The organism is Nonomuraea gerenzanensis (assembly GCF_020215645.1).
In the GTDB taxonomy this organism is placed as follows: domain Bacteria; phylum Actinomycetota; class Actinomycetes; order Streptosporangiales; family Streptosporangiaceae; genus Nonomuraea; species Nonomuraea gerenzanensis.
In genome coordinates this window covers 4663620-4688241 of record NZ_CP084058.1, presented here as the reverse complement: position 1 = coordinate 4688241, position 24622 = coordinate 4663620, and the positions used below count along the sequence as shown (strand labels likewise).

General features: G+C 73.3%; 19 protein-coding genes. 12 read left to right on the top strand and 7 right to left on the bottom strand.

Annotation, left to right across the window (positions count from 1 at the left end; translation table 11 throughout):
* Positions 1–22: 22 nt before the first annotated feature.
* Both LCN96_RS22085 and LCN96_RS22080 read right to left on the bottom strand, forming a co-directional pair.
* Positions 23–1045 (bottom strand): LacI family DNA-binding transcriptional regulator, encoded by a 1023-nt coding sequence (locus LCN96_RS22085; RefSeq protein WP_225274767.1) that lies wholly within the window; start codon positions 1043–1045, stop codon positions 23–25.
* On the bottom strand, positions 1029–3452 hold the full coding sequence (locus tag LCN96_RS22080; protein WP_225274766.1) for a glycoside hydrolase family 3 N-terminal domain-containing protein: 2424 nt from the start codon (positions 3450–3452) through the stop codon (positions 1029–1031). The genes LCN96_RS22085 and LCN96_RS22080 overlap by 17 nt, the downstream gene beginning before the upstream one ends.
* Positions 3453–3864: 412 nt before the next feature.
* On the opposite strand from LCN96_RS22080, the gene LCN96_RS22075 reads away from it, so the two are divergent.
* Genes LCN96_RS22075 through LCN96_RS22065 form a run of 3 tightly spaced genes read left to right on the top strand, consistent with a single transcriptional unit; the run spans position 3865 to position 7004 of the window.
* Entirely contained in the window at positions 3865–5187 is a 1323-nt protein-coding gene (locus LCN96_RS22075; protein ID WP_225274765.1) for an extracellular solute-binding protein, read from the top strand.
* Positions 5184–6095: a carbohydrate ABC transporter permease gene (locus LCN96_RS22070; protein ID WP_225274764.1), complete on the top strand. Its 912-nt coding sequence runs from the start codon at positions 5184–5186 to the stop codon at positions 6093–6095. The genes LCN96_RS22075 and LCN96_RS22070 overlap by 4 nt, the downstream gene beginning before the upstream one ends.
* Before the next feature lie 3 nt (positions 6096–6098).
* A complete protein-coding gene (locus LCN96_RS22065; protein ID WP_225274763.1) occupies positions 6099–7004 on the top strand; it encodes a carbohydrate ABC transporter permease in 906 nt (301 codons plus the stop codon).
* Here the strand turns inward: LCN96_RS22065 and LCN96_RS22060 are convergent.
* Positions 6973–7767, bottom strand: a complete 795-nt coding sequence (locus LCN96_RS22060) for a phosphotransferase (RefSeq protein WP_225274762.1) — start codon at positions 7765–7767, stop codon at positions 6973–6975. The two genes, LCN96_RS22065 and LCN96_RS22060, sit on opposite strands and share 32 nt — an antisense overlap.
* Before the next feature lie 103 nt (positions 7768–7870).
* Here LCN96_RS22060 and LCN96_RS22055 point away from each other — a divergent pair, with 103 nt between their 5' ends.
* Together LCN96_RS22055 and LCN96_RS22050 are read left to right on the top strand one after the other, a co-directional pair.
* A complete protein-coding gene (locus LCN96_RS22055; protein ID WP_225274761.1) occupies positions 7871–8593 on the top strand; it encodes a response regulator transcription factor in 723 nt (240 codons plus the stop codon).
* Between the two features lie 140 nt (positions 8594–8733).
* On the top strand, positions 8734–10263 hold the full coding sequence (locus LCN96_RS22050) for a HAMP domain-containing sensor histidine kinase (RefSeq protein WP_311132367.1): 1530 nt from the start codon (positions 8734–8736) through the stop codon (positions 10261–10263).
* 16 nt (positions 10264–10279) lie between these two features.
* On the opposite strand, the gene LCN96_RS22045 is transcribed toward LCN96_RS22050, so the two are convergent.
* The 3 genes from LCN96_RS22045 to LCN96_RS22035 all read right to left on the bottom strand — a co-directional run bounded on the left by LCN96_RS22045 (position 10280) and on the right by LCN96_RS22035 (position 12451).
* Entirely contained in the window at positions 10280–11059 is a 780-nt protein-coding gene (locus LCN96_RS22045) for a hypothetical protein (RefSeq protein WP_225274759.1), read from the bottom strand.
* Positions 11060–11061: 2 nt separating this feature from the next.
* Positions 11062–11829 carry a bestrophin-like domain gene (locus LCN96_RS22040; protein WP_225274758.1) on the bottom strand — a complete coding sequence of 256 codons (768 nt, stop codon included), beginning with the start codon at positions 11827–11829 and terminating at the stop codon, positions 11062–11064.
* A 463-nt stretch (positions 11830–12292) separates the two neighbouring features.
* Positions 12293–12451, bottom strand: a complete 159-nt coding sequence (locus LCN96_RS22035) for a hypothetical protein (protein WP_225274757.1) — start codon at positions 12449–12451, stop codon at positions 12293–12295.
* Between the two features lie 166 nt (positions 12452–12617).
* On the opposite strand from LCN96_RS22035, the gene LCN96_RS22030 reads away from it, so the two are divergent.
* The 5 genes from LCN96_RS22030 to menC all read left to right on the top strand — a co-directional run bounded on the left by LCN96_RS22030 (position 12618) and on the right by menC (position 19750).
* Positions 12618–15389: a helix-turn-helix transcriptional regulator gene (locus LCN96_RS22030; protein WP_225274756.1), complete on the top strand. Its 2772-nt coding sequence runs from the start codon at positions 12618–12620 to the stop codon at positions 15387–15389.
* 88 nt (positions 15390–15477) lie between these two features.
* The gene (locus LCN96_RS22025) at positions 15478–17058 is read left to right on the top strand and encodes a Na+/H+ antiporter (RefSeq protein ID WP_225274755.1); all 1581 of its coding nucleotides are present in this window, start codon (positions 15478–15480) and stop codon (positions 17056–17058) included.
* An 83-nt stretch (positions 17059–17141) separates the two neighbouring features.
* Positions 17142–17699, top strand: coding sequence for an acyclic terpene utilization AtuA family protein (locus LCN96_RS22020; RefSeq protein WP_225274754.1), 558 nt, complete (start codon positions 17142–17144; stop codon positions 17697–17699).
* Between the two features lie 174 nt (positions 17700–17873).
* A complete protein-coding gene (locus LCN96_RS22015) occupies positions 17874–18653 on the top strand; it encodes a GNAT family N-acetyltransferase (RefSeq protein WP_225274753.1) in 780 nt (259 codons plus the stop codon).
* The gene (gene menC / locus LCN96_RS22010) at positions 18650–19750 is read left to right on the top strand and encodes an o-succinylbenzoate synthase (protein WP_225274752.1); all 1101 of its coding nucleotides are present in this window, start codon (positions 18650–18652) and stop codon (positions 19748–19750) included. Before LCN96_RS22015 ends, menC begins: the two co-directional genes overlap by 4 nt.
* Here the strand turns inward: menC and LCN96_RS22005 are convergent.
* Positions 19740–21605 (bottom strand): S9 family peptidase, encoded by a 1866-nt coding sequence (locus LCN96_RS22005; RefSeq protein WP_225274751.1) that lies wholly within the window; start codon positions 21603–21605, stop codon positions 19740–19742. The genes menC and LCN96_RS22005 overlap by 11 nt on opposite strands.
* 203 nt (positions 21606–21808) lie before the next feature.
* Between LCN96_RS22005 and LCN96_RS22000 the strand changes: the two genes are divergently transcribed.
* Positions 21809–23104 carry a UDP-glucose dehydrogenase family protein gene (locus tag LCN96_RS22000; protein ID WP_225274750.1) on the top strand — a complete coding sequence of 432 codons (1296 nt, stop codon included), beginning with the start codon at positions 21809–21811 and terminating at the stop codon, positions 23102–23104.
* 226 nt (positions 23105–23330) lie between these two features.
* Positions 23331–24506, top strand: a complete 1176-nt coding sequence (tuf, locus tag LCN96_RS21995; protein ID WP_225274749.1) for an elongation factor Tu — start codon at positions 23331–23333, stop codon at positions 24504–24506.
* Positions 24507–24622: the final 116 nt, after the last annotated feature.

The following is a 24622-nucleotide window of genomic DNA, read 5'->3' as shown; positions in this document are numbered from 1 at the left end:
CGCCGGGGGCGGCCACCGGGATTCAGGGGCGGTGCGGGACCGGGGCGGTCGAGCCGCGCACGACCAGCTCCGTCGCCAGCTCCACGTGGTGGGAGTCCACCCTCTCCCCGGCCGCCAGCCGCAGCGCCGTACGCAGCGCGGCCCCGCCCATCTCGCGCAGCGGCTGCCGCACGGTCGTCAGCGGCGGCGAGGTGAGCTGCGCGATCTGCGTGTCGTCGAACCCCACGATGCTGAGGTCATCGGGGATCCGCAGCCCGCGCGCCCGCGCCGCCTCCATGACCCCCACGGCCACCTCGTCGCACCCGGCGAAGATGGCCGTCGGGGCGTGCGGCAGGTCGAGCACCGCCGCCCCGCTCGCCATCCCGTCGTGGTAGCGGAAGTGCCCCGAGCGCACGAACCCCGGCAGCACCGGTGCTCCCTCCGCCTCCATGGCCGCCCGGTAGCCGTGCAGCCGCGCCTGGTTGCAGCCCGCGGTGGCGGGCCCGCCGATGTAGGCGATGCGCCGGTGCCCGAGCGAGAGCAGGTGGTGGGTGGCGGCCAGGCCGCCGGCGAAGTTGGTGGAGCCGATGCTGGTGACGCGGGTGCGCGGCAGGTTGAGCGGGTCGATGAGGACGAGCGGCAGCCGCGCCCTGGCCAGCGCGGCCGGCTGGCCCGAGGTCAGCTCGCCGGTGACCGCGATCAGGGCGCGCCGCCCGGCCGCGACGAGTTGCCTGGCCCAGGCGGTGGTACGGGCGGCGCCGCTCCTGATGCTGACGACGATCCCGATCCCCGCCTCCGCCCCGGCGGCCACCGCGCCCTGGATGATCTCGGTGGAGTACGCGTTCAGGTCGGCGTCGAACTGCAGCTCGACCGTGGCCAGCCCGGGCGGCTCGCGGCGCGGCGCCGGGGCGACGTAGTCGTGCTGCTGCAGCAGCGACTGGACGAGTGAGCGGGTGGCGGGCGAGACGTCGCTGCGGCCGTTGAGCACCTTGGAGACGGTCGCGACGGACACCCCGGCCGAGGCGGCGACCGTGGCGAGCGTGGCGCGTCTAGCGTTGGACGGCATCCGCACCCCCTGGCCCCCGCACCTCGACGGGGGTGACGAGGCGCCGGTCGTGGCCGACGTGCCTGGACGGGCCGGTCAATCGTACGACGCCGCGGCAGGGCAGGTCCGCCGCCGAGGTACCGGCGAGCACCTCGACGTCGCCGGGCTCGACCACGCGGCGCAGGTCGCGCCCGGTGAAGGCGGTGCGGTCGGCGTGCACGTGGAAGCTCACCTCGGCGCTCTGCCCCGGCTCCAGCCGGACCCGCGCGTAGCCGGTGAGCTGCCGCACGGGCCTGGTCACCTGGGCCAGGACGTCGTGCAGGTAGAGCTGCACGACCTCCTCCCCGGCCCGGCCGCCGGTGTTGCGGACGGTGACCGTGGCGGCGAACTCGCCGTCGGTGGGCACCTCCGCGTGGCTCAGGCGCAGGTCGGTGACCTCGAAGGTGGTGTAGGAGGCGCCGTAGCCGAAGGGGAACAGCGGCGTCGGGTCGAGGTTGCTGATGCCGTGGCTGTCGGTGCCCAGCGGCGGCTGCAGGTAGGTGCCGGGCTGCCCGCCGGGGCCGCGCGGGATCTGCACCGGCAGCCGGCCCACGGGCTGGACGCGGCCGGACAGCACGCCGGCGATGGCCGCGCCGCCCTCCTCGCCGGGCATGAACGCCTGGACCAGCGCGGCGGCGTACCCGTGCACCTCGCCCAGCGCGTACGGGCGGCCCGAGACGACGACCACGACCAGCGGCGTGCCGGTGGCGGCCAGCTCGGCGAGCAGGTCGGCCTGGACGCCCGGCAGGCGCAGGTCGTCGGCGTCGCAGCCCTCGCCCGAGGTGCCCTGGCCGAACAGCCCTGCCAGGTCGCCCACCACGGCCACGCACACGTCGGCGTCGCCGGCGGCGGCAACGGCGTCGGCGAAGCCGGAGCGGTCCTCGCCGCGCACCTCGCAGCCCTTGGCGTAGCGCAGCTCGGCGCCGGGCAGCTCGGCGGCGAGCGCGTCGAGCAGGGTGGGCGCCTCGATGCCGAGGCCCAGGCCGGGGTGGCGGGGCAGCACGTGGTTGGGGAAGGCGTAGCAGCCCATGAACGTGCGGGCATCGTGCGCGGCGGGCCCCACGACCGCGACGGTGCCGGTCCCGGCCAGCGGCAGCGCGCCGCCCGCCTCCAGCAGGACGATCGAGCGCTCGGCCAGCTCCCTGGCCAGCGCCCGGTTGGCGGGCGAGTCGAGGTCCACGGACTCGGCGCCGGCGACCGAGCCCTCCGGCGTCCAGTCGGGGTCGAGCAGCCCGAGCTGCGCCTTCTGGGTGAGCAGGCGGCGCACCGCCCGGTCGACGATCGCCTCGGGCAGCTCGCCGCGCCGCACCCGCTCGGCCAGGTGCTGGCCGAAGCCGAGGGTGTCGGGCAGCTCGACGTCGATGCCGGCGCCGAGCGCCAGCACGCCGGCCTCCTCCGGGCCGGCGGCGACCAGGTGCATGGTGGCCAGGAACGGGACGGCCCAGTAGTCGGAGACGACGGTCCCGGTGAACCCCCACTCCTCGCGCAGCACCTCGGTCAGCAGCCACGGGTCGGCCCCGGCGGGCACGCCGTCCACGTCGGAGTAGGAGTTCATCACCGATCGGGCGCCGCCCAGGGCGATGGCGGTCTCGAACGACGGCAGGATCATGTCCATCAGCTCGCGCCGCCCCATCGGCACCGGGCCGTGGTTGCGGGCGGCGCGCGAGGCGGAGTAGCCCGCGAAGTGCTTGAGCGTGGCGATGATCCCGGCGCCCTCCAGGCCGCGCACGTAGGCGGCGCCGAGCGTGGCGACCAGGTACGGGTCCTCGCCCATGGTCTCCTCGCCCCGGCCCCACCGGTAGTCGCGCACCACGTCCAGCACGGGGGACAGCCCCTGGTGCACGCCCACGGCCCGCATGTCACGGCCGATCGCGGCGGCCATCCGCTCGACCAGCCCCGGGTCGAACGTGGCCGCCCAGGCGATGGCCGCCGGGTAGACGGTGGCGCCGTAGGCGGTGAAGCCCGTCAGGCACTCCTCGTGCACGATCGCCGGGATGCCCAGCCTGGACGCCGCGACGACGGCGCGCTGCAGGCGGACCACCTCGGCCGCGCCCTCGGCGGGGGTGACGGGGGCGCTGCCGTGCACCCGGGTCAGGTGGCCGAGCCCATGCCTGATCGCCTCGTCGAGCGGCACCGTCCCCGAGGCGGCGAACACGTCCTGCATGGGGGCCACGTTGAGCGGCTCGGCACCGGGCTCCGGCCCGGGCGCCTCGGAGCTCGCGTCGGGGCTCATGTCGTTGCCGAGCCACCGGCTGCCGAGCTGGCCGATCTTCTCCTCCAGCGTCATCTCCGCAAGGATGGCTTCGACTCGTTCGGCCACGGCGAGCGCCGGGTCCTGCCACGGGCGCAGTGCCCGCTCCGCCGTGGGGGTCCGATCAAGAGCCGTCATGTACTGCGCTCCTTAAAGAGGTGCGGTGTTGGCGTAAGTTTTCGAAATGTTTCGACACCGGGGGGCGACCTCCGCGCACTATCTTCCACGCTGGCCTGAGGCAGGTGAAGGCAGGCGTGGAGTTACCTTACACGTGACCTGCAGGAAATCCAGTGGTTTCCTGATCGACAAGGTCTTGACACCTTTATTGCCGAAACCTAGATTGGCGAACCCCGCGGTCATGTCGAAAATGTTTCGATGAGCTGACTAGAGGAGGCGCGGAAAGTGGCATCGGGCCGATGCCGATCCACGACCGCCGGCCATCGCATCCAGTGATCAACGAGCCGCGAACCCCAGCCCGCGGCATACAAGTACGGAGATCAGCGTGGAGTCCAGGACAACCTCTCGCCGCAATTTCCTCAGCCTCGTCTCCATGGGTGTCCCCCTAGGAGCAGCGCTCGCCGCCTGTGGCGGCACCCAGCCCACCCAGACCGGAGCCGGAGGCGGCAGCGGTAACGCCACCACCGGTGGTGGCGGCGGGGGCAGCAAGGCCACGTACTGGTACCTGTCGACGCAGCCGCAGGAGGGCGTGCGCACCAGGACCATGGAGCGGCACAACAAGGCCAATCCCAACGCCCAGATCGAGGGCACGACCTTCCAGAACGACGCCTTCAAGACGAAGATCAAGACGGCGATCGGCGCCGGCCAGGCGCCCACCCTGATCTGGGGCTGGGGCGGCGGCACGCTGCGCAGTTACGTTCAGGCGGGCCAGGTCGAGGACCTGACCTCGTGGTTCGAGCAGAACCCCGCCGTGAAGGACAAGGTGTTCCCCTCCGCCTTCGGCGCGGCGACGATCGACGGCAAGATCTACGCGATGCCGTGCGAGACCCTGCAGCCCATCGTCCTGTACTACGACAAGCGGGCCTTCGAGAAGATCGGCGCCCAGCCGCCCCAGACGTGGGGCGACATCCTGGACCTGGTGCCCAAGTTCAACGCCAAGGGCATCGCGCCGTTCTCCCTCGGCGGCCAGTCCCGCTGGACGAACATGATGTGGCTGGAGTTCCTCTTCGACCGCCTCGGCGGCCCCGAGATCTTCCAGGCCGTCTTCGACGGCGAGAAGGACGCCTGGAGCAACCCGCTGGCGATCCAGGCGCTCGGCGAGGTGCAGAAGCTGGTCAAGGCCGACGGGTTCGTCAAGGGCTTCTCCTCGATCACCGCCGACTCCAACGCCGACCAGGCCCTGCTCTACACCGGCAAGGCCGCCATGATGCTGCACGGCGGCTGGACGTACGGCAGCATGTCCGCCGACGGCGGCGACTTCGTCTCCGGCGGCAACCTCGGCTACATGAACTTCCCGCCGATCGACGGCGGCAAGGGCGACCCCGGCAACACGGTCGGCAACCCCGGCCAGTACATGTCGATCTCCTCCAAGGCCACGCCCGAGCAGAAGGAGATCGCCAAGAAGTTCTTCTCCGGCGCGCTGATCGACGAGACCTCGATGAAGGAGTGGGTGGGCACCGGCGCCGTCCCGATCCTCAAGGGCGCGGACTCGCAGTTCGCCACGTCCAAGGACAAGGACTTCCTGACCTTCGTCTACAACATCGCCGTCAACGCCAAGAGCTTCGCCCAGTCCTGGGACCAGGCGCTCAGCCCGACGGCCGCCGAGGTGCTGCTGGACAACATCGCCAAGCTGTTCCAGCTGTCGATCTCGCCGCAGGAGTTCGCGACGAACATGAACGCGGTCATCGGCAAGTGAGCGCCGTCACGACCACCGCCAGGCCCGCCTCCAGCGCGGGCCGTGGCGGCTCTCTCGGGTGGATGACCGTCCCGGCGCTCGTGTTCTTCCTCGGCTTCGCCGTGGTCCCGCTGTTCGGGGTGCTCGCCCTCAGCTTCGCGCAGTGGGACGGGCTCGGGGAGATCCGCCTGGCCGGCTTCGGCAACTGGGGGGCGATCCTGACCGACCCCGGGCTGCCGCACGCGTTGTGGGTGACGTTCCTCGTCATGGCCGTGTCGTGGGCGGTACAGACGCCGGCGAGCATCCTGATGGGCACGTTCCTGGCGGGGCACCATCGTTACCGGGCGGTCCTGTCGGTGCTGTTCTTCATCCCGCTGCTGCTCAGCTCGGCGGCCCTGGCGATCATGTTCAAGGCGCTGCTCGACCCGAACTTCGGGCTCGGCGCCGGCCTGGGGATCCCCATCCTCGTGCAGGACTGGCTGGGCGAGCCCGTCCTCGCCTTCGGCGTGGTGGTCTTCGTGGTGTCGTGGCAGTACATCCCGTTCCACGCGCTGATCTACCAGGGCGGCGTCCGCCAGATCCCGCGCTCGATGTACGAGGCCGCGGAGCTCGACGGCGCGGGCCGGGTGCGCCGGTTCTTCAGCATCACGCTGCCGCAGCTCAAGTACACGGTCATCACGTCCTCGACGTTGATGGTGGTCGGCTCGCTGACCCTGTTCGACCTGATCTGGGTGCTGACCGAGGGCGGCCCCGGCGACGCGACCCGGGCGCTCGCGGTCGACATGTACCAGCGCGGCTTCCGGGCCAACCTCATGGGCCCGGCCAGCGTGATCGCGGTCATCCTCGTCCTGTTCGGCCTCGCCCTGTCGCTGCTGCTGCGCAGGCTGGGCGGCCGTGACTCCTCCCACAGCCAGCTCGAAGGGGCCTGACGCATGACGACCGTCCCCACCAGGGCGCCCCAGCGCGCGGCCGAGACGGTGTCCCAGGGCGGGCACCGCCGCAGGAAGCCGCGCCGCACCGGTGAGCGGCCCAACTGGCTCGCCGGGCTGACCAGCGTCTTCTGGCTGGTGATCGTGATGGTGCCGATCTACTGGATCGTCATCACGAGCTTCAAGTCGCAGTCGCGGTACTACCTGGAGAACCCGTTCGCGCCGCCGTCCGAGCCGACGCTGGCGAACTACCGGATGGTCATCGAGGCCGACTTCATCCAGTACTTCATCAACAGCGTCATCACCACGGTCGGCGCCGTGGTGCCGACCGTGCTGGTCAGCTTCATGGCGGCGTACGCGATCGTGCGGGGCGGCCGGAGCAGGCTGCTGCGCTGGACGAACTCGCTGTTCCTGATGGGCCTGGCCATCCCGCTGCAGGCCACGATCATCCCGGTCTTTCTGATCATCGTCCAGCTCGGCCTGTACGACTCGCTCGTGGCGCTGATGCTGCCGTCGATCGCGTTCGCGATCCCCCTGTCGGTGCTCGTCCTGACGAACTTCATCAGGGACGTGCCCAAGGAGCTGTTCGACTCGATGCGCATCGACGGCGCGACCGAGCTGGGCATGCTGTGGCGGCTGGCCTTCCCGCTGACCCGCCCGGCCGTGGTGACCGTGACGATCTACAACGCGCTGCAGATCTGGAACGGGTTCCTGCTGCCGCTGGTCCTCACGCAGAGCCCGGAGCGGCGCACACTGCCGCTGGCGCTGGCGAGCTTCCAGGGCCAGTACTCCATCAACGTGCCCGCGGTGCTGGCCTCGGTGGTGCTGACCACGCTGCCGATCCTGCTCCTGTACGCGGTGGGCCGCCGCCAGCTCCTCAGCGGTCTGACCGTGGGCTTCGGCAAGTAGTCAGCGCGACATTGAGAGCGCTCTCGGAGCGGCGCAGGTGCTCCATGTTGAGCTCGTAGAAGCGGTCGTCCCCGCGGGCGACGTGGCCGGCGAAGGCCGCGTCCCCCGCGGCGGCCCGCTCCCGCATGAAGCGCACCAGGTGCTCCAGGCGCCGGATCGCGGTCCTCACCAGCGCCTGCCTGTCGGCCTCGCCCAGCCCGTACGCGTCGGCGAACAGCCGCAGCCGCCGCCCCTGCTCCGCCACCGGGATCCCGTCGCCGTCACCCGGGTCGTGCAGCGGCACGAACCGGTAGGCCGCGTACGCCGCGTCCCACACGCGCGGCCCCGGGTGCGCGGTGTCGAAGTCGATGAACGCGACCGGCCTGCCCTGCCTGAACACGCAGTTGTACGGCGCCACGTCCCCGTGACAGATCACCTCGGCCGGCTCGACCGGCGGGAAGTACCACACGCCCTCGTGCGGCACGCCGGTCGTCGCGTCGTGGTACTCGCGCAGCAGCCGGGCCACCCCGGCCAGCACCTCGTCGGTCCGCACCCAGGCGGGCAGCGGGTAGTCGGCGGTCCGGCCCGGCACGTGGTCGAGGATCTCCCTGCCGTGCTCGTCCAGCCCGTGGGCGCGCGGCGCGCCGGCGAAGGCCCGCTCCGCCAGGTGGCGGAGCACGGTGTGCACGGCGGGGGTCCAGGGGCCTGACGGCCTGCGTACGGTGCCGCCCACCCGGACCACGTGGTTGACGCCCCCGCCCGTCAGCACTTCCTCGTCCGGCACTGCGCCTCCCCTTGATCGCGTCGGGTCAGTGTGCCACGCCGCTTTCCGGCTCCGCGCCCCGTTTTTCATCGGATTCCCAGGTAGACCCGGTAGAACAGGCGGCATGGACGCTGCGCCGAGACCTCCGGTGGTGCTCGTCGTCGACGACGAGCCCAACATCCGCGAGCTGCTGGTGGACGCTCTGGAGCTGAACGGGTTCCAGGTGCGCACGGCCGCCTCGGGCACGCAGGCGCTGGATCGCGTGGGCCGGGAGCGGCCCGACATCATCCTGCTGGACGTGATGCTGCCGGACCTCGACGGCTTCGCGGTGGCGCAGCGGCTGCGGCCGGACGGTGGCGGGCCGCCGGTGCTCTTCCTGACCGCGCGCGACACGGTGGCCGACCGCATCGCGGGCCTGTCGGCGGGCGGCGACGACTACGTGACGAAACCGTTCAGCCTGGAGGAGGTGGTGCTGCGCATCCGCGCCATCCTCCGCCGGACGGGCTCGCGCGCGGAGGAGCCCGACGACGGGCTGCTCCGCTATGCCGATCTGGAGCTGGATGAGGAGACGCACGTGGTGCGGCGGGGCGGGCGGCGCATCCACCTGTCGCCGACCGAGTTCGGGTTGCTGCGGTATTTGATGATCAATGCGGAGCGGGTGGTGAGCAAGTCGCAGATCCTTGATCGGGTGTGGAGCTCGGGGTTCGGGGCGGACAGCCGGATCGTGGAGTCGTACATCAGTTATCTGCGGCGCAAGATCGATGTGGAGGGGGCGCCGCTGATTCACACGTTGCGCGGCGTCGGCTACTCCTTGCGCGATCAGAGCCTCCTGGATCGTCCCCGATGACCCCATCACCGCCGGGCAGCCCACCTCAACCCCGGCAGGCGCGAAACCCCGCGCGTCCGCCGAGCCGGGCCGGCGGGGCGCGGCGGGCAGGACGGCGGGCAGGACGGCGGGCAGGACGGCGGGCAGGGCGGCCGTGGCCGTTGCGGCATCGGCTGCTGGCGGCGCTGCTCGGCCTGTCGGCGGCGGCCCTGGCGGTGTTCGCGGCGACCGGGGTGCTCCTGCTGGACCGCTCCCTCCTGTCCCGAGTCGACACGCAACTCACCGACTTCGCCACCAACTTCCGCCAAGGCCCCCCACCAGGCGTCCCCGCCCCACCACGCCGGCCCGACGTCGAGCTGCCCACCCAGTTCCACCTGGCCATCTACGACCCCCAGGGCACGGTGATCCGCCGCGTGCCCGACTCGGGCCACGGCCCCGCCGTGCCGACGGCGGCGATCTCCACCCCGCCCCGCACCCCCTTCACCGTCCCCGACAGGACGGGCGCGGCCGAGTGGCGCACCGTCGTGGTGCCCCTGCCGAACGGCGACCGGGCAGCGGTGTCGATCTCCCTGGAGTCGAACCGGAGCACCGTCCGGCAGCTCCTGCTCATCGAGGCGGCGGCCGGCGCGCTGGTGCTGGTGCTGCTGGGTGCGGTGGCGCTGGTGGTGGTGCGGCTGGGGTTGCGCCCGCTGACCAGGATGGAGCGTACGGCCACCGCCATCGCGGCGGGTGAGCTGGACCGCCGGGTGTCCGACAGCGACCCGCGCACGGAGACCGGCCGCCTGGGCAACGCGCTGAACGTCATGCTCGGCCGCCTCAGCGAGGCCCTGCGCCAGCGGGAGCGCTCCGAGCGCCGGCTGCGCCGCTTCCTGGCCGACGCCTCGCACGAGCTGCGCACGCCGCTGACGTCCATCAGGGGGTTCGCGGAGCTGTACCGGCACGGGCGCAGCGAGCCCGATCCGGTCGTGGCCAGGATCCTGAGCCGCATCGAGGGCGAGGCCGAGCGGATGGGCGTGCTGGTGGAGGACCTGCTGCTGCTCGCCCGGCTGGACCAGGAGCGGGCGCTGGACCTGACGGAGGTGGACCTGCACGTCATCGCGGGCGACGTGGTGCACGGGGCGCGCGCCCGCGATCCCGGCCGCCTCCTGGAGCTGGTGCTCGGGGAACGGCCGGTGCGGGCGGTCGGCGACGAGCACCGGCTGCACCGCGTGGTCGCCAACCTGGTCGCGAACGCCGTCGCCCACACGCCCCCGGACGCGACGGTGCGGGTCGTGGTGGCGCGTGCGGAGTCGGCTGACGAGGCGGCGGTACGCGAGGCGGTGGCCCGGACGGAGTCGGCCCACGAGGCGGCAGCACGGGGGGCCCGGGCCGAGGTGGTGGCAGCGCAGGTGACGGAGCCGCTGGTGACGGAGCCGCTGGTGGCGGGGGCCGAAGTGGTGGGGGCGGTTGCCGTTGTGGAGGTGTGTGACGACGGGCCCGGGATCGAGCCCGAGCACCTGCCGCACGTCTTCGACCGCTTCTACCGCGCCGACGCCGCCCGCTCCCGCGCCAGCGGCGGCACCGGCCTGGGGCTGGCCATCGCGGCCGCGCTGGTGGAGGCGCACGACGGCCGCATCGAGGCCCGCAGCCGCCCCGGCCACGGCACGTGCTTCCGCGTCGTGATCCCGCTGCACGGCCCACGCGGCACCTGACGGCGTGCCGACGTGATCACCGGCGTGCCCGGAACGCCACAGCCGTGGTGGAGGTGATCGCCGTGACGAGCACCACGGTCAGCATGACGCTGTTCAGCGGGTTACGCCGGCGACCGGGCGGCTCGGCACGTTGCACGCGCGGCCGTGACGAGGGCGTCGGGGTGACGACGGGCGTGGGGGACGGGCTGGGAGACGGCGACGGCAGCACCCGGACCGGCACCACGGGCGGCGCGACAACCCTGGGCACCGGACGGGGCCGGTCGCGCGGGCAGTCGCCCAGCACGACCCCGCCCGCGCACACCCCGTCGGGGAAGACCGTCACCTGCGGCACCGTCACCTCGGGCGCCGCCCGCCGCTTCGCGCGCGGCATCGAGATCGACACCTCGGGGTCGGGCGATCGCCGCGTCGAGACCCGGGGCACCTTCACGGTCGGCCCCACGGTGACCCGCTGGGGCGGCGCGGGCCTGCGTACGGACACACGAGGAACCGGCCGCGGCGGTCGCACCCGCCCGGCCCCCGGCACCGGCCGCGGCGAGGGCACCCGCCCGCTCACGGGCACCCGCACGCTCACGGGCACCCGGCCCGCCACCCCGGCCCGTCCGGCGGCCATCGCCACCCGAGGCGCCCCCTCCGCAGGCCCACCCACCGTCGCCCGGTCGGTCTCCAGTGCGATGCGCGGGGCCGCGACCAGCTCCCCCCACGGCCACAGCCCCGGATCGGCCGCCGCCGGCCCCGCGGCGGCGGTGGCCAGGACGAGGGTGACGGCGAGCAGGAGGGGCGCACGCCTGACGCCCACGGTCACATCCCCCCGCTGATCCGCGCGAACTCCTCAAGCGCCTCCTGGAAGGCCTGCGGCCCCACGGCCAGCGGCCCGTTGAAGGCGCGGGAGATGTCCCACGTCAGGTACGTGCCGAACCCGATCAGCGCCGCCGTCGCCATCACCGGCAACATCGCCAGCCCCCGCGGCCTGGCCCCGGCCAGGAACGGGAAGACGGTGACCAGCACCCCGGTGAGGATCGTCAGGACCAGCAGCCCGTCGGGCGGTGTGGCGCCGGCGTCGGCGGTGCGCTGGGCGCGGGCGGTGGAGATGGCGCTGATGTGCTCCAGGACCGTCGCCTTGGCGTCCTCCTCCTCGTCGTCGCGCGGCTGCAGCGCGTTGACCCGCCCGCGCAGGTCGTCCATGCGCTCGTCGCCGACCGGGTGCATGCGCCCGCCCGCCATGAACGACCACTCGTCCTTGACCACGAACCCGACGTACTCCCGCAGCGACCTGCGCACCTCCTCCGGCGCGGAGCCGGGCAGCCCCGAGGCCGCCCAGTAGGCGTCGACCGTGGCCTGGCTCTCGGCGTGGGTGTTGAGCCTGGCGGCGTCGGCGGTGGTCCAGGGGACGATGATCGCGATGGCGAACACCAGCAGGAACATGGCCGACAACATGGCGCCGGCGTGCGCGGCCGACGGCCCGCTGGGGTCGCGGTCCTCCCCCGCCGTCTTCACTCGCCTGAACACCAGCGCGGTGAGCGCCACCGCGCCCACCGCCGCCAATATCGAGAGCGTGTACGCCACCATGAAGATCTCCCGGATCTCTTTCGGATACGCAGTGTCACATTACTATCACACAGCGCAATGATGGCGTGAGGCCCTGAAAGGTAAAGTCCCGGGCAAGCACCACGGCTGGGCCCGGCATCGCGCGGCCCCGTGACCCGCGCGATCCCGGGCCCAGCCGGGCCGGAGATCCCGCGCCGGGCAGGCGCGGGGCCCGCGGCGGACTGCCGGGGAGCCGCCGCCGCGGGCATGTGGGCGGGCATCCGACACCGCGGGCCGTCCGTGGCCCCGGTGACCGCCGGACCCGGCGCCGGCATGGCGAGGACCGGCGCTGCGACGTGGCAGCTGCTCCACGGGGGCCGGCGGGCACCTTTCCCCTGCGCGGCGAAGCCCCTGGCCGTCCCTCCGCGAACGGCTGAAGGTCCTCGCCTGCGCCCCTCCCACGGGGGGACGCCTCACATGTTCTGGGTTTCCGGCTCGAAGCGCTTCAGGGTTCGTCCCAGGGATTACCCCTGGAGTACGGCGCTTCGAGCACGCGCAGCAGGTCCAGCCAGCCGTGGAAGGGCTCGGGCAGGTCGCGGCCCTCCCGCGTCACCTGCCCGTGGACCCCGTCCGCGCCGTACTCGAGATCGACGATGAACCGCATCAGGCCTCCCGGCTCACCGCGAGCGTAGGAACGTGCGCCCCGGGATCGCACCTGGGGATTACCCCTGATTTTCGCCTCGGCTCTGGACAGGCGGACAGGCAAGTCTTACTTGAGGGATTCAGCCGTGGCGCGCAAACGTGGGATTACCCAGGATGCGGAGGCCGCCATGGCTGAGCCGATCGCGATGTTCGTCGGGCGCGACCACGAGCTGCGCTGCCTGCGGGAGGAGTTCGAGCGGGCCCGTGCAGGGCTGCCCAGGCTCGTGGTGGTGGAGGGGCCCGCGGGGATCGGGAAGACGACTCTGGTGCACCGGTTCCTGGAGGCGGACGGGCACGCGGACGGGCAGGCGGGCCTGCCGGTGGATGTGGTGTCCGCCGACGGTGACGAGGGCGAGCAGCTGCTTCCGTACGGGACGCTGACGAGGTTGTTCGCCGGCCCCGAGGGGCTGCCGCAGCGGCTGGCCGAGCTGGGGCTGGACGATCGCGCCCGGCTGCCCGACCCGCTGGCGGTCGGCGCGGCGCTGCTGGACGTGGTGACGGAGCGGCAACGCAACGAGCCGCTCTGCCTGGTCGTGGACGACGTGCACTGGGCCGACGAGCCGACGCTGCGGGCGCTGACGTTCTGCCTGCGCAGGCTGCGCGTGGACCGGGTGCTGGCGGTGCTCATGCTGCGTGACGCGGCCGCGCTGGCGGGCCCGGAGGGGCTGCTGCGGCTGGTCGCGGCGGACGGGACGCGCAGGCTGCGGCTGGCGGGGCTGGGCGCGCCCGAGGTGGGGGCGATGGTCAGCGGGCTGGGCGCGGGGCCGGTGTCGCAGCGCGGGCTGGCGCGGCTGGTCGCGCACAGCGAGGGCGTGCCGCTGCACCTGCGCGCGCTGCTGGAGGAGGTGCCGGTGGCGGCCCTGGACGACCTGGGGCAGCCGCTGCCCGCGCCGCGGTCGTACGGGCTGCTGGTGCTGGGCAAGGTGGCCAGGTGCGCGCCGCCCGTGCGGGAGCTGATCAGCGCGGTGAGCGTGCTCGGCCTGTCGTGCCCGCTGCACCTGGCGGCCAGGGTGGCCGGGGTGGAGGAGCCGCTGCAGGCGCTGGAGCAGGCGGTTCGCGAGGGGGTGCTGCTGGAACGCTCCTCGCCGCGCGGCCTGCTGGCGGCGTTCGCGCATCCGCTGGACCGCGCGGCCGTGTACCGCGACCTGGGGCCCGCGCACCGCTCGGCGCTGCACGCGCGGGCCGCGCTGGTGGCGGACGGCGAGCAGGCGCGGCTGCGGCACCGCATCGAGGCGGTGGCGGGCCCGAGCCCCGAGCTGGCGGCCGAGCTGGCGGAGCTGGGCCGGGCCCAGGTCCGGCTGGGCGCGTTCGGCAGCGCGGCCGAGCACCTGAAGGCGGCGGCGGAGCTGTCGGGCGATCCCGCGCCGCTGGCCGCGGAGGCGGTGGAGGCGTTGCTGCTCGACGGGCGAGTGGAGGAGGCGGCCCGGCTGACGGGGAACCTGCCGGAACGGGCACACCCCGCGGTGCGCGGCTACGCGCTGGGGCACCTGGCGATGGTGCGCGGCCAGGTCGAGGAGGCCCGCGCGCACCTGGTGACCGCGTGGGAGCGGGCCGGCCCGCCCGAGTCGGGGCTGGCCGCGCGGGCGGCGCAGCAGCTCGCCATGCTCTGCCTGGTCAAGGCGGAGGGCAGGCAGGCGGCCCGCTGGGCGGAACGCGCCAGGAACTCCCCCGGCTACCGCTTCAGCATCGACTACAACCGTTACACGCTGCTGGCCGGGCTGGGCGTCTCCGGCCAGATCGACGCCGCGCTGGCCGCCACGCAGGACCTGCCCTCGCCCTCGTCGGCCTCGATCGCGGAGCTGGACGCGCTGCTCGGCCGCGGCGTGCTGCGCACGTGCAGCGACGACCTGCCGGGCGGGCTGGCCGACCTGTCGGGCGCGGTCGCGGCCTGCGGCGAGCGTTCCGTACCGTTCCGCATGCTGGCCATGGCGATGCTGGGGCAGGCCGAGTACCGGGCGGGCCGCTGGGACGACGCCGGCCTGCACGCCGAGACCGCGGCCTCGGTGGCCGACGACGCCGACCAGCGGTGGCTCTCGCCGGTCTGCCACGCGCTGGCCGCGCTCGTCCCCGCCGCCCGCGGCGAGTGGGAGGCGGCGGAGTCGCACGTGGCGACGGCCCTGTCGGCGAGCGGGGGCGCGAGCGTGGACGCGGTGGCCTCGCTGGCCTACGCGTGCAGCGCCGCCGCGCACCTGGCCGCCGCCCGGGGCGACCACGCCCGCACCGTGGAGGCGCTGGACCCGCTGGTGGCGGTGAAGGTGCACGACATCGTGTACGAGCCCGGCATCGTGCAGTGGCTGGACCTGCTGGTGGACGCCCTGGTGGCACTGGGCGAGCTGCACAGGGCCGAGCTGCAGCTCGCCGGGATGGAACGGCTGGCGGGCCGGCGCGGCCGGTGTTCCGCGATGGCGGCGGCGGCCCGCTGCCGGGGCGGCCTGCACGCGGCCCGGCACGAGAACGACCTGGCCGAGGCCGCGTTCACCACCGGACTGGCGCAGGCGGAGATGGCGGGGCTGCCGTTCGACGAGGCGCGGCTGCGGCTGGCGTACGGGCGGTTCCTGCGCAGGCTGGGCCGGCGCAGGCAGGCGCAGTCGCAGCTCGACCTGGGGGTGGCGCTGTTCGCCCGGCTGGGCGCGCTGCCGTACGTGGACCGGTGCGAGCGGGAGCTGAGCGCGTGCGGGCTGCCGCGGCCGGAGTCGGGGGCGGCGCCGCTGATGCGGCTGACGCCGCAGGAGCAGGCCGTGGCGCGCCTGGTGGCGACCGGGATGACGAACCGGCAGGTGGCCAGGGAGCTGGTGCTGAGCGTGAAGACGATCGAGTACCACCTGGGCAACGCGTTCGCGAAGCTGGGCGTCAGCTCGCGGGTGGCGCTGACCACCAAGATCCAGGCGGAGCAGGGTTGACAGGAGTTCCCGACGCCCGGTGGGCGGGCGGGGAAGGGGAGGCGGGGCCGCTCGGTTACGCTGGTGCCGACGATCATCTGGGGGGGTCGTGGACCAGTTCGTGCTGCTCATGCTGGTGTTGCTGGGCGCCCTGGTCACGGTGCCGCTGGGCGAGCGGCTGGGGCTGCCGCCGCCGGTCCTGATGACGCTGCTGGGCATCCTGCTGGCCGTCCTGCCCTTCGTGCCGAACGTGGACGTGCCGCCCGGCATCGTCCTGCCCCTGCTGCTGCCGCCGCTGCTGTACGCGGCCGTGCAGCGCACGTCGTGGCGGCAGTTCGCGGCCAACTGGAAGCCGATCTTCCTGCTGGCCGTGGCGCTGGTGTTCGTGACGACGGCGGCCGTGGCGGGGGCCGCGCACGCGCTGGTGCCCGGGCTGCCGCTGGCGGCGGCCGTGGCGCTGGGCGCGCTGGTGGCGCCGCCCGACCCGGTGGCGGCCACGGCGGTGGCGGGCCGGCTCGGGCTGCCCCGGCGCATGGTGTCGCTGCTCGAAGGCGAGGGACTGTTCAACGACGTGACCGCGATCGTGCTCTACCACGTGGCGATCGCGGCGGTGGTGACCGGCTCGTTCTCGTGGCCGGGGGCGCTGGCCGAGTTCGTGCTGTCGGCGGTGGTGGCCGTGCTGGTGGGGCTGGCGCTGGGCTGGCTGGGCGGGCGGCTGATGACGCTGCTGAGCGACGCGACGCTGCAGGTGGGGCTGTCGCTGCTGGTGCCCTTCGCGGCGTACGCGATGGCGGACGAGTGGCGCGGCTCGGGGGTGCTGGCGGTGCTGACCAGCGCGTTCTACCTGAGTGATCGCATGTTCGACGCCGACGACGTGTTCGGCAGGTTCGCCTCGACGACGTTCTGGCAGGTCGTGGACACGCTCGTGACCGGGGTGGCGTTCGGGCTGATCGGGCTGGAGCTGCACGCCGTGTTCGGCACCGTGCACGGCCGGCTCTGGACGGTGCTCGGCTGGAGCGCCGTGGTGATCGGGGTCGTGGTGTTCGTCCGGCTGCTGTGGCTGCTGCCCGCCGCCTGGCTGGCCAGGAAGGTGGGCCGGGGCGACGACACCGAGATCCCGCTGAGCTGGCGCGAGACCGTGGTCATGTGGTGGGCGGGCATGCGCGGGGTGGCGTCGGTGGCGCTCGCGCTGGCCATCCCGCTGGAGACGGCCGGCGGGGCGCCGTTCCCCGGGCGCCCGGTCATCGTGTTCGTCGCGTTCGCCGTCATCCTGACGACGCTGATCGCGCAGGGGCTGACGCTGCCGTGGCTGGTGACGCGGCTCGGCGTCAAGGCCGACACGGCGGCCGAGCGGGAGCTGGAGAAACGCCTGGCCGTCAGCGCGGCCAAGGCTGCCAGGCGGCGGCTGCGGGAGATCGACGAGGCCGAGGAGCTGCCGGAGGACGTCGTCGAGGTGCTGTCCAGGCGGATGCTGGACGTCGGGCTGCGGATCAGCCCTGAGGCGGCCGACGAGGAGCGGCGGGAGGCGTTCGAGCAGCGCGCGCGGCGGGTCAGGCTGATGCGGCGGGTGCAGGCCGAGATGATGTCGGCGGCCCGGCAGGCGGTGCTGGAGGCGCGGCGCGACCCGAGCGCGGACCCGGTGGTGGTCTCGCGGGTGCTGCGCCGGCTGGACGCCAGGAGCCTGCGGTGATCGGCCTGTCAATGCCGTGGGGCACAGCCACGGCAGCCTCACCTGTGTGACAGCGTGTGACGGTCAACGGCAAAGGGTAGTCAATGAACATGCTGCGTATCGGCACGTGGAGGTCTCCCGCGTCGGTCGATGTCATCGCCTGCGGCTGGCACGACGACGGCCCCGGCCCCGTCAGGACGGGCATCAAGCTCATCTACGGCATGTTCGGCCCCGCACCCCGCTTTCCCGGGCTCAGGGTCGGTGACCTGATCGCGCGGAGCACGGAGGAGATCGCCGAGCTGCTGGTGCAGGGCATGGACGTGGTCCTCACCGCTCCCGGCGGCTGCCCGGCGGCGCCCGTGGTGGCGGCGGGCATCTGGCACTACGGGTGGACCCGCCGCGATCTCGGCGCCCTCGCGGGGGCGACCGTCGCGGGGCTGGCGCTGGCGGCTCAGCCGGGGCCGTGCATGGTGGAGATCTGGCGTGATGGGCGCAGCTCGCTCGACGGTGACGTCTCCGCGGCTGCGGTGCGGGCCGATCTGGCGGACCGGTTCGCGGGCGGGCGGTATCGGACGCCTGAGGTCACGGTGCCGCTGGAGTCGGTGCGGCTCAGCCAGGAGGCGCCCAGCCGCATCCACATCGCCCTGGCGGCTGCCGGCTGACCGGGCCCCCCCGTGCACCCGGCCCGGTATCGGGCGTGACACCGCCGTGCCGTCCCGGAGCGTTCCGGAACGTGCCGGGCATCGGAAAGGCACGCCCTGGTGGTGCTGCGCAACGAATCCCCCCGCCGCGTGATGGCATAACGTCGCAGGGGATCGCGACGAAGGGGTGGATCGGTGATCGAGGTCAGGGAACTCCACGAGATGGCGGAGCTCGTCCGCGTCGACGCGCTGTTCGACGACATCTGGCAGTTCGGCCCCGGCGCGCCGCCCATCACGATCGAGCTGATGCGGGCGCTGGCGCACGCGGGCGGCTACGTGGCCGGCGCCTTCGACGGTGACCTGCTGGTCGGCGGCTCGGTGGGGTTCCTGGCGGCGGGCCTGACGCTGCACTCGCACGTCACGGGCGCGACCAGGCCCGGCGCCGGGTACGACCTCAAGCTGCACCAGCGCCGCTGGGCCCTGGAGCACGGCCTGGAGCGCATCACCTGGACCTACGACCCCCTGGTGCGCCGCAACGCGCACTTCAACCTGGCCAAGCTGGGCGCCAGGCCGCTTTCGTACCTGCCGTGCTTCTACGGCGTCCTGGACGACCCGATCAACCAGGGCGACGAGTCGGACCGGCTGCTGGCCTCCTGGCCGTCGGCCGCGCCGCACGTGACGGCGCCGGCCGAGGGTGGTGCCCATCCTCCGCGGCACGGCGGTTCCGTCCCGCCGGACGCGGTGGTGGCGCTGGCCGACGAGGGTGGGCGTCCGGTGGTCGCGCCGGTGGGCGGGGCGGCGCGTACGGTGCTGGTGGCGGTCCCCGAGGACATCGAGGGGCTGCGCAGGGCCGATCCGGGTGCGGGCAAGGCGTGGCGGCACGCCGTGCGTGATGTGCTGGGAGGTCTGATGGCGGAGGGCCACGCGGTCACGGGGTTCTCCGGGAAGCGGTACTACGTAGTGGAGAGAGCGTGAAGATCACTGGAGTTGAGCTACGGCGGATCGCGATGCCGCTGGTGGCGCCGTTCCGCACCTCGTTCGGCACCGAGACCGCCCGCGACGTCCTGCTGGTCAGGGTCGTCACGCCCGACGCCGAGGGGTGGGGCGAGTGCGTGGCCATGTCGGATCCGCTCTACTCCTCCGAGTACGTGGACGGCGCCGCCGAGGTGATCCGGCGCTTCCTGCTGCCCGCGCTGCCGAAGAACCTCGGCGCGAACGACGTGGCCCGCGCCCTGGAGCCGATCAAGGGCCACCGCATGGCCAAGGCGGCGCTGGAGACGGCGGTGCTCGACGCGCAGCTCAGGGCGGCGGGCGAGTCGTTCGGCCGGTTCCTCGGCGCGGCCAGGACCCGGGTGCCGTGCGGGGTGTCGGTCGGCATCATGGACTCGGTCCCGCAGCTCCTCGACGCGGTCGCGGGCTACCTGGACGAGGGGTACGTCCGGATCAAGCTGAAGATCGAGCCCGGCTGGGACGTCGAGCCGGTCCGTGCCGTGCGCGAGCGGTTCGGCGACGACATGCTGCTGCAGGTGGACGCGAACGCCGCCTACTCCCTCACGGACGCGCCCCGCCTGGCCAAGCTGGACGCGTTCGACCTGCTGCTGATCGAGCAGCCCCTGGCCGACGACGACCTGGTCCAGCACGCCCAGCTGGCCACGCGGCTCAGGACCCCGATCTGCCTGGACGAGTCGATCGAGTCGGCCGAGCACGCCGCCGCCGCGATCGCGCTCGGCTCGTGCTCGATCATCAACATCAAGCCGGGACGGATCGGCGGCTACCTGGAGGCCCGGCGCATCCACGACCTGTGCCGGGCCAACGGCGTCGCGGTGTGGTGCGGCGGCATGCTGGAGACGGGCCTCGGCCGGGCGGCGAACGTGGCGCTGGCCGCCCTGCCCGGCTTCACCCTGCCCGGCGACACCTCCGGCTCGCGCCGCTACTTCGCGACCGACGTGACCGAGCCGTTCGAGCTGGTGGACGGCCACCTGGAGGTGCCCACCGGCCCGGGGCTCGGGGTCGAGCCGATCCCGTCCGTACTGGAGGAGGTGACGACCGCCACGGAGTGGATCAGCCTCTGAGCCCGCCCACCCACTGCTCCAGCCACGCGATCAGCCTCTCGTTGTAGTCGTAGCGGTGCGAGGGCCGCCCACCGCCCTGGAACAGATGGCTGGCCCCGGGGTAACGCACCAGCCGCACGGGCACCCGCCGCTCGCGCAGCGCGGCGAACCACTGCTCGGACTGGCCGATGGGGCAGCGGTCGTCGCTCTCGCCGTGCAGGAGGAGGGTCGGCGCGGTGACCGCGCCCACGTGGGTGAGCGGCGACTGGGCATCCAGGTCGCCGGGGCACTCGTACGCCTTGAGCGCGAACCCCATGTCCGAGGTGCCGCTCATACTGGTCAGGTCGGTGACGGCGCCGCCCGCCACGGCCGCCTTGAACCGGTCCGTCGTCCCGGTCAGCCAGCAGGTCATGTAGCCCCCGTAGCTGTAGCCGGTGACCGCCAGCCGGTCGGGGTCGGCGACGCCCTCGGCGACCAGGGTGTCCACGGCGGCGAGGAAGTCCTGCGTGTCGGCCAGGCCCCAGGCGCCCACGGCGGCGGTGTAGAAGTCCTCGCCGTAGCCGTCGCTGGCGCGGGGGTTGATCGCCAGCACGGTCCAGCCGCGAGCGGCCAGGATCTGGCGGTAGACGCGGAAGTTGTCGAGCACGGGGGCCCAGGCGTTGTGCGGGCCGCCGTGGACGTCGAGCAGGAGCGGCCCGGGGGTGGCGGCGTTCTCGTCGCGCCAGACGAAGCCCTCGACGACGGTGCCGTCCGGGGCGGTGAACGTGCGGCGCTCCGGCACGTACAGGTCGATGTCGCCGAGCGCGTGGCCGGTGAGCCGCCGCGCGACCGGCTCGCCCGGCTCCAGCAGATAGATCTCGCCGGCGCTGTACGGGGTCGCGGCCACGTAGGCGACGCTGCCGGCCGCGGTGCTCGCCCCGGCGACGCTCACCTCCTCAGGGACGATCTTGGACGCGAGCTCGCCGGCGGGCAGGCGGTACAGGTGCGTGCAGCCGCCGTCGCGGGCGCAGAACACCAGGTCCTCGCCCAGCAGCGCCGGGGACGCGCCGGGATAGCCCGGGTGTCCGGTCATCACGTTGCGGTCGAGGCCCGTGCCCAGCTCGGCCGCCCCGCCCGGGCCCAGCTCGTACAGGCGGACGTGCCCCACGGGGCCGCCCTTCTGCGCGGCGGCGACCAGCCGCCCGCCGAGCCACCACACGCCGCCGCAGAGCAGCTCGGGGTCGGTCAGCCGCTCGGGCTCGCCACCGGAGGCGGCGACGGTGTACGCGGCGCCGCCCGCCCGCAGGTCGCGGTCGGCGTCCAGGTCGGCCGCGAACGCCAGCCGTGTCCCGTCCGGCGACCAGGACGGCTCGCCCGCGTGGAAGTCGCCCTCGGTGACCTGGGTGCTCTGCCCCGAGGCCACGTCCACCACGAACACGTGCGTGGTGACCCCGCGCAGCAGCCCGGCGCCGTCGGCCTTGTAGTCGAGCCGATCGGTCACGACGGGGGCGTTGCCGTCCGGTTCGGGGCCCGCCGGGCCCGCGTAGGCGAGGCGGGTCCCGTCCGGCGACCAGCGCGCGGGTCCCGCGCCGAGCGGGGCCCTGGTCAGCGCGTACGGCTCACCGCCGGCCATGGGCAGCAGGTGGAGCTGCGGCTTGCCGTTCACCGGCCGCAGGAACGCCAGCGTGCTCCCATCAGGCGACCACCGGGGCGCGCTGCCCGTGGCCAGGCGGCGCGGCTCGGCACCGGGGGCGGCGAGCCAGACCTCCGTGCGGTTCTCGTCGGCCTCCCGGTCGACGGTGGTGAGCGTGTACGCGACCGCGCCGCCGTCGGGGCGCAGCGCCGGATCGGAGGGCACCGCGAAACGGTGGACGTCGTCGAGACCGATACGTGGCATGAGCGCACCGTAGGCCATCGGCACCCGGTCTGCTTCGGTCTGTCCGACGAACAGCGGTGCCCCGGGTTGTGCCACCCGCCAACCGGTCGAGGACAATGTGAGAAAGGACGTTAGGGTGTGAAGATCCTCCGCCGGTTTCGGCACCTCACTTCCCCGAGCAGCGGGCGCGCCTGCGCGGCGTTCGCGAGATTGGATGGTCAACCATGGTTGGCAAGCCGGAACGGCAGGTGGCCGTGTTCGGTGCCGGGTACATCGGTCTGGTGACCGGTGCCTGCCTCGCCGAGCTGGGGCACCGGGTGGTGGTCCGGGACATCGATCCTGACAAGGTCGCTCTGCTGCGCTCCGGCGACGTGCCGATCTACGAGCCCGGCCTGGGCGACATGATCGTCAGGAACAAGGAGCGGCTCACCTTCACGCTGGACCTCGCCGAGGCGCTCGACGGCGCCGAGATCGCGTACGTGTGCGTGGACACCCCGCCCTCCGCCTCGGGCGACGCCGACCTCTCCCGCATCTGGGCGGTCGTCAAGTCGCTGGAAGGCGCCACGCACCTGAAGGCCGTGGTGGTCAAGTCGACCGTGCCGGTCGGCACCGGCGCCCGGGTGCGCTCCGCGCTCGACGCCGCCGGCCTGGCCCACGTCGGGTACGCCGCCAACCCGGAGTTCACCGCCGAGGGCCGCGCGGTCGCCGACTTCATGCAGCCCGACCGCATCGTCATCGGCGCCGCCGACGAGGCCACCGCGCAGCTCATCGCGGACCTGCACGACGGCGTGGACGGGCCGGTCGCGGTGATGGACGTGCGCTCGGCCGAGATGGTCAAGCTCGCCTCCAACGCGCTGCTCGCCACGAAGATCAGCTTCATCAACGAGATCGCCACCCTGTGCGAGAAGACCGGCGCCGACGTGGAGGAGGTGGCCCGCGCCGTCGGCCTCGACCACCGCCTCGGCCCGCACTTCCTGCGGCCCGGCATCGGCTGGGGCGGCTCCTGCTTCCCCAAGGACTCCGAGGCGCTGCGGCAGCTCGCCAGCAACACCGGCTACCACCTGCAGCTCCTGTCGGCCGTGATCGAGGTCAACAACCTGCAGAAACGCCGCGCCATCCAGAAGCTGAAGGATGAGCTGGGCACGCTGGCGGGCATGCGGGTGGCGCTGCTCGGGCTGACGTTCAAGCCCGGCACCGACGACATGCGCGAGGCGACCAGCACGGTGCTGGCCTCCCGGCTGCTGGCCGAGGGCGCCGAGGTGCGCTGCTGGGACCCGATGGCCCGGCCGGGCGAGGTGGAGCCGTGGATCTCCACGACCCGCCACGCGACGCCGGAGGAGGCCATGGAGGGGGCCGACGCGGTCATCCTGGTCACCGAGTGGCCGCAGCTGAAGGAGGTCGACTGGGCGCAGGCGGCCTCGGCGATGCGGCGGCCGGTGCTCTTCGACGGCCGTAACCTGCTGGATCCGGCGGCGATGCGGGCGCTCGGCTACACGTACATGAGCGTCGGGAGGCCGTAGCGCCCCTGGCGGAATAATCCGTTGCGGTGCGGTGCTGATGCCCGCACTATGTTCCTCATGTTCCCGTACGCGCGCCTCGCGACGCCCGCAGCCTCGCTGCCGGGCTCGTTCGCGTGCGACGGCCTGGAGCGCTGACCTCTTCCCGTTCATCCCTGAGTGACCCGGCGGGGGGAGGTCGACGACCCTGACGGGTCACCGAGGATCCAGGTTCTGGGAAAGGGAACCCATGGCCAAGCAGGCCTACGTACGCAACAAGCCGCATCTCAACATCGGCACGATGGGGCACGTCGACCACGGCAAGACCACGCTGACCGCCGCGATCACCAGGGTGCTCGCGGAGCGCGGGCAGGCCACGTACACGCCGTTCGAGCGGATCGACCGGACGCCGGAGGAGGCGTCCAGGGGCATCACGATCAACATCTCGCACGTCGAGTACGAGACCGCCACCCGCCACTACGCGCACGTGGACATGCCGGGCCACGCCGACTACGTGAAGAACATGATCACGGGGGCGGCGCAGCTCGACGGCGCGATCCTCGTCGTGTCCGCGCACGACGGGATCATGCCGCAGACCAGGGAGCACGTGCTGCTCGCCAGGCGCGTCGGCGTCGAGCACCTGGTCGTGGCCGTCAACAAGGCCGACGGCGCCGACCCCGAGCTGACCGACCTGGTCGAGCTGGAGCTGCAGGACCTGCTCGCCGAGCACGGCTACCAGGGCGTCCCGATGGTCCGGGTGTCCGGGCTGCGGGCGCTGGAGGGCGACCCCGCCTGGACGGCGTCCATCGAGGCGCTGCTGCAGGCGGTGGACGAGCACATCCCCGTGCCGGTGCGGTACGTGGACGCGCCGTTCCTGATGCCGGTCGAGAACGTGCTCACGGTCACCGGCCGGGGCACGGTCGTCACCGGGGCCATCGAGCGCGGCACGGTGCGCGTCGGCGACACCGTCGAGATGGTCGGGTTCGGTGACGGGTTCTCCGCCGTCGTGACGGGCGTGGAGACGTTCGGCAAGACGATGGAGCGGGGCGAGGCCGGCGACAACGCCGCCGTGCTGCTGCGGGGGGTGCGCCGCGAGCAGGTGCGACGGGGCATGGTGCTGGCCGCCCCCGGCACCCAGCACGCCCGCGGGCGGTTCACCGCGCGCATCTACCTCCTGACGCCGGAGGAGGGCGGGCGGCGGCGGCCCGTCACGTCGGGGTACCGGCCGCAGTTCTACCTGCGGACGACGGACGTGCCGGGCGAGCTCGTCCTGCCGGACGGGGGCGGGGCCTTGCCGGGGGAGACGGTGGAGGTGGCCGTCGAGCTGGGCAAGGCGGTCGCGGTCGAGCCCGGGCTCGGCTTCGCCATCCGCGAGGGCGGCCTCACGGTCGGCGCCGGTACTGTGCTGGCGGTGCCCGCCGTCTGAACCGCTGACGCCCGCCGCAGCCAACGCAGCACGGCACAGCACGGCGCAGCACGGCACAGCACGGCGCAGCACGGCACAGCACGGCGCAGCACGGCGCAGCACGGCACGGCACGAGG